The organism is Vibrio sp. 10N.222.48.A3, from assembly GCF_041475345.1.
Lineage (GTDB): Bacteria > Pseudomonadota > Gammaproteobacteria > Enterobacterales > Vibrionaceae > Vibrio > Vibrio tasmaniensis_A.
The window spans coordinates 1-4,149 of the sequence record NZ_JBFRVX010000926.1 but is presented as its reverse complement, the minus strand read 5'-3'; the positions used below and the strand labels follow the sequence as shown (position 1 = coordinate 4,149).

Here is a 4,149-nt window from a genome sequence, read left to right as displayed (position 1 = left end):
CTGTAGCGCTTGAGTAGCGTCTGTTTACTCGCATCTAGAAATAAGACGTTTAGGTCTATATCTGTGGCGGCTTCTAGCTGGTCTAGCGTTTCTGTAACTAACTGAGGCTCTTTTGGTAGGTTACGAATATCAATGCTAACAGCGACGTTTTGATTGATCTCGCGTACCGATTCGACGAAGTCGTTGAGCAGGTTTACTGGTAGGTTATCAACACAGTAATACCCCAAGTCTTCAAGAACTCGTAGCGCAACACTTTTCCCGGCTCCTGACTGGCCACTGACAACGATTAATCGCATGTTATTACTCGCAAGTTGGCACTTGAATCATGATGTCGTAAAGCTCTTGATCGCTTTGAGCATTACGCAACTGTTTAAGAGTCTGCTTGTCGTTAAGTCGCTCTGCCATACAAGAAAGGGTTTTCAGATGCTCTTTACATTGTTCACTAGGAACAAGTAGAGCAAACAGTAGATCAACTGGGCGGTTATCGATAGCATCAAATTCGATTGGGTCTTGGCATTGTATTAATACAGCAATCGCTTTATCACTGACATTCATGCGTGCATGGGGAATCGCAATACCGTTACCGATACCTGTACTGCCCATTTTTTCACGGCTCAGCATGCACTCAAACAGTTCTGTTGAATCTTGACCGCAGCTTTCTGCTGCGATTTGACTGATCAGCTCAAGGGCTCTTTTTTTGCTTGTGCATTGGACTGCACTTTTAGTGCAGTCCAATGAAAGTACTTCGCTTAATTGCATGTTAGTGACTACTTAGTTTTTCTTTGTGCTTGTTGAGTTGGCGAACAAGTTTATCAACCAATGAATCAATCGCGGCATACATGCTTTCATCTGTTGCTGTCGCATGAATTTCCCCTTGATTTATATGCAGGGTAGCTTCTGCGATTTGATTGATTTTCTCAACTTTTAAAACAACTTGAACACTATTGATATGATCAAAGAAGCGCTCAAGTTTGTCGAATTTGGTGTGAACATAGTCTTGCATTGAATCGGTAAGATCAACGTGATGGCCTTGAATATTGATTTGCATAGACTTTCCTTTTCAGTTGGTTGCCAGGTTACAACTAAATTAATAGTTAACTAATCAATCGTTAATGAATAAAGAGCTAACTACTTTAGTTTATAGCAGGCGTTTACGCTGACTCGATGGGGCAATGCCCAGAGATTCACGGTATTTCGCTATGGTACGTCTAGCTACCTGAATTCCTTGGTCAGCCAGTAAAGCAGCAATCTTACTATCACTTAGAGGCTTTGCGGTATTTTCCGCTGCGACAAGCTTCTTAATGAGTGCGCGAATTGCTGTAGATGAACATTCACCGCCATTGTCAGTGCTGACATGGCTTGAGAAAAAGTACTTGAGTTCGAAGATGCCACGCGGTGTGTGCATGAATTTTTGAGTCGTCACACGAGAGATCGTGGATTCGTGCATATCAACAGCTAAAGCCACATCATTCAGTACCATCGGCTTCATGGCTTCTGCGCCATGTTCGAAGAAACCGCGTTGATGTTCAACAATACACCGAGCGACTTTTAGTAGTGTTTCATTTCGGCTCTCTAGACTTTTAATTAGCCATTTTGCTTCTTGCAAATTTGAGCGGATAAATTGGTTGTCAGCACTACTGCCTTTGCTACTAAGGGCCGCGTATTGTTGATTCACTTTTAGTTTTGGCACGCTATCTGGATTGATGGTGACCAACCATTTCCCAAGCTCTTTGAAGACGGATACGTCAGGAACCACATACTCGGTTTCGTCTGGCGTGATCTTACTGCCAGGGCGAGGGTCCAGCTGTTGGATTAATTGCAAAACTTCGCGTAGTTCCGCTTCTTTCAACTTGGTCTCTTTGATAACCAGTTTGTAATCGCGATTGCCGAGTTGGTCGATATGGCTAGTAAGTACTAACTTAGCTTCGTTAAGCCAAGGGGTATCTTGTGGGAAGGTCGCCAATTGCAGTAACAAGCAATCTTGCAGATTCACAGAACCGACACCTAGCGGATCAAACTGCTGAATTCGTTTACGAACGGCTTCAATTTCATCAAGCTCGATCTCTTCGTTGTCGAAGTTCTCAAGGATGTCTTCACAAGATACGGTAAGGTAACCGCGGTCATCGATAGCATCAATTAGCGCAAAAGCTATGCTGCGGTCAGTTTCAGTAAATGGTGTTAAATCGAGTTGCCAGAGCAGGTAATCGTATAGACTTTGTGTGGTTTCGCCTTGATAAACGGGCATATCGTCATCAATCGCAATGCCAGTGTTACCTGTGTTTGCGCTGTAAACGTCTTCCCAAGTTGTATCGATTTCTAGTTCGTTGCCGATCTCTGATTTTTCGATCAAATCGGAGCTGTCAGGTAAGTCTTGTTCAACTGTTTCAACTGTTTCTTTCTCGTCACTGCTAGGTTTTTCTTCCGATGTTGGCGTATCTTCATTGCCGTCTTCGACATCGAGTAGTGGGTTCGATTCAAGTGCTTCTTGAATCTCTTGTTGCAAATCCAAAGTAGACAATTGCAACAAACGAATCGCTTGTTGCAATTGAGGAGTCATTGCTAACTGTTGGCCTAGCTTAAGTTGTAATGAGGGTTTCATTCAGTGTTACTTACCTAGTTATTATTCTAAGAACTCTCGATACTCTCTATCTAATCATAGACGGAATTGTTCGCCTAGATAAACTTGTTTAACTTGTTCGTTATTGAGAACATCTTCAGGAGTTCCCTCAGCTATTAGATGCCCTTGACTTACGATGTAAGCTTTTTCACACACGTCTAATGTTTCACGAACGTTGTGGTCGGTAATCAAAACGCCTAAGCCGCGATCGCGTAAGTGAACGATGATTTTTTTGATATCGATAACCGATATAGGGTCAACACCGGCAAAAGGTTCGTCCAGGAGAATGAATTGAGGGTTTGCTGCTAGTGCACGAGCAATCTCAACACGTCGACGCTCACCACCCGACAAAGCCATACCATTACTCGCTCGAATATGTTGGATGTGAAACTCTTCGAGAAGATCTTCCAGCTTATCTTGACGTTGTGCGTTAGTCATCTCATCGCGCGTTTGCAAAACAGCCATGATGTTGTCTTCAACTGACAATTTACGAAAAATGGATGCTTCTTGAGGAAGGTAACCGATACCAAGACGAGAGCGACTGTGCATTGGTAAGATACTGATGTCTCGGTCGTCAATGCTGATAGTACCTTCATCACGCGCAACCAGACCCACTATCATATAGAAAGAGGTGGTTTTACCTGCACCGTTTGGGCCAAGTAGCCCGACGATCTGACCTGACTCTACTTGCAAGCTTACGTCTGTTACAACTTTACGTTTTCCGTAGGTCTTCGCTAGGTTCTTTGCTGTAAGGACTGCCATGATTACTTATTCACTTCCGCTGGTTGTAAAACCGTTGATACACGCTCACTGCTATCACTATCGGCAACCAACTTTTGAGAGGTGATCTGATAGGTAATCTTAGAGCCACGAATGATACTGCCATCTTGAGATAGCATCGCGTTCTTAGTCATGATCAATCTATCGGCAATCAGCTGGTAATGTAAATCGTCAGCTTCACCATAGAGTGTTTTCCCATCGTCAGTAAGTTGAGAAAAGGTTGCGGGCTTTCCGAAACCTTGTATTTCTTCAATTTCACCGTTGACGGCATTACGTGTAACAATGACCTTATCGGCATTGATATTGATGCTACCTTGTTTAAGGTTCACATCGCCAAGAAAGGTAACTTGATTGCTTTTCATATCTAATTGCTGACTGTCTGAATCAATATAGACAGGCTGCTCGCTATCCGAAGATAGAGCATAGACATTAGACGCCGCAAGGGTCAAAGCCAATAAACTAAGGTGTGAGAGTTTCATATCTACCCTGAACAGAATTAAAGAGAGTCGCATTGTTGGTACCGAAGTTCCCTTTCATTGCTTGCCCCTCATTTTCAAAAAATGTACCGATCATATGGACCGGAGTGTCTGAATAAAAATCTCGGCTAGTCAGTTCAACAACCATTTTATCAGTGGTCATTGTATCGAAACTAGCATCTGGCAACAGGTTCTTCGCCACAACGTTGTCATAAAAAGTGATGACTTGATTTTCATCCATAATTGCGCGATCAGCGGTCACTCGCCATTCTATCG

At 43.2% G+C, this 4,149-nt stretch carries 7 protein-coding genes; all 7 read right to left on the bottom strand.

All coding sequences use genetic code 11. The features are described 5' to 3' along the window. A partial coding sequence (locus AB4653_RS21925; protein ID WP_372105345.1) for an RNase adapter RapZ occupies nt 1-296 on the bottom strand: 296 nt, incomplete at its 3' end. Between the two features lie 4 nt (nt 297-300). Next, nucleotides 301-759, bottom strand: coding sequence for a PTS IIA-like nitrogen regulatory protein PtsN (ptsN, locus tag AB4653_RS21920; protein WP_009847743.1), 459 nt, complete (start codon nt 757-759; stop codon nt 301-303). 1 nt (nt 760) lies between these two features. Continuing rightward, nucleotides 761-1,048: a ribosome hibernation promoting factor gene (gene hpf, locus AB4653_RS21915; protein WP_009847742.1), complete on the bottom strand. Its 288-nt coding sequence runs from the start codon at nt 1,046-1,048 to the stop codon at nt 761-763. Between the two features lie 90 nt (nt 1,049-1,138). Next, a complete protein-coding gene (locus AB4653_RS21910) occupies nt 1,139-2,599 on the bottom strand; it encodes an RNA polymerase factor sigma-54 (RefSeq protein ID WP_009847741.1) in 1,461 nt (486 codons plus the stop codon). A gap of 54 nt (nt 2,600-2,653) precedes the next feature. Continuing rightward, a complete protein-coding gene (lptB, locus tag AB4653_RS21905; protein ID WP_009847740.1) occupies nt 2,654-3,379 on the bottom strand; it encodes an LPS export ABC transporter ATP-binding protein in 726 nt (241 codons plus the stop codon). 2 nt (nt 3,380-3,381) lie between these two features. Continuing rightward, on the bottom strand, nt 3,382-3,876 hold the full coding sequence (lptA, locus tag AB4653_RS21900) for a lipopolysaccharide transport periplasmic protein LptA (RefSeq protein WP_009847739.1): 495 nt from the start codon (nt 3,874-3,876) through the stop codon (nt 3,382-3,384). Next, on the bottom strand, nt 3,857-4,149 hold a 293-nt coding region (gene lptC, locus AB4653_RS21895; protein ID WP_372105344.1), incomplete at its 5' end, for an LPS export ABC transporter periplasmic protein LptC. The genes lptA and lptC, both read right to left, overlap by 20 nt.

What these genes read in the sequence shown, in the direction of transcription:
- ptsN (WP_009847743.1), bottom strand. Translation starts at nt 759, where the DNA reads ATGCAATTAAGCGAAGTACTTTCATTGGACTGCACTAAAAGTGCAGTC.
- hpf (WP_009847742.1), bottom strand. Translation starts at nt 1,048, where the DNA reads ATGCAAATCAATATTCAAGGCCATCACGTTGATCTTACCGATTCAATG.
- AB4653_RS21910 (WP_009847741.1), bottom strand. Translation starts at nt 2,599, where the DNA reads ATGAAACCCTCATTACAACTTAAGCTAGGCCAACAGTTAGCAATGACT.
- lptB (WP_009847740.1), bottom strand. Translation starts at nt 3,379, where the DNA reads ATGGCAGTCCTTACAGCAAAGAACCTAGCGAAGACCTACGGAAAACGT.
- lptA (WP_009847739.1), bottom strand. Translation starts at nt 3,876, where the DNA reads ATGAAACTCTCACACCTTAGTTTATTGGCTTTGACCCTTGCGGCGTCT.